The organism is Catellatospora chokoriensis (genome assembly GCF_011297315.1).
GTDB classification, from domain to species: domain Bacteria; phylum Actinomycetota; class Actinomycetes; order Mycobacteriales; family Micromonosporaceae; genus Catellatospora; species Catellatospora citrea.
Map to the genome: position 1 here is coordinate 1 of NZ_JAAOTI010000081.1, position 554 is coordinate 554.

A 554-nucleotide genomic window follows, 5' to 3' on the forward strand; every position below is an offset into this window, starting at 1 on the left:
ACGTAGCGGGTGCTGGAGGTGAAGTACACGTCCAGCGCGCGGTACCAGATCTTCTCGGCCTTGGTGCGGCCGATGCCGACGACGGCCGGAGCCGAGCCGCAGACCGGGCTGGTGCCGTACGCGGTGGCGCCGGTGCCCTCGGCCAGGTTGAAGAAGAAGTGGTTGCCCGGGCCCGAGCTGTAGTGCACGTCGACGCTGTTGGTGCTGGTCGACCAGCAGCCGTGCGACGCGCCGTCCAGGGTCGGGTTGTACATGTAGCGCAGCGGGGTCCCGTTGCCGTTGATGTTGATCTTCTCGCCGACCTGGTAGTCGCCCGGGTCGGAGGGGGCGTTGGCGTAGAACTCGACCATGTTGCCGAAGATGTCCGAGGTGGCCTCGTTCAGACCGCCGGACTCACCCGAGTAGACCAGGCCCGCCAGGGCCTCGGTGACGCCGTGGCTCATCTCGTGGCCCGCGACGTCCAGCGACACGAGCGGGCGGCTGTTGCCCGAGCCGTCGCCGTAGGTCATCTGCGCGCCGTCCCAGAACGCGTTGACGTACGCGTTGCCGTAGTG

The 554-nt window shown here is 68.1% G+C and carries 1 protein-coding gene; it reads right to left on the reverse strand.

What is annotated here, in order from left to right; translation table 11 throughout:
• The coding region (locus tag HAV39_RS42060) for a M4 family metallopeptidase (RefSeq protein ID WP_191844665.1) at positions 1 to 554 on the reverse strand (554 nt) is incomplete at both ends.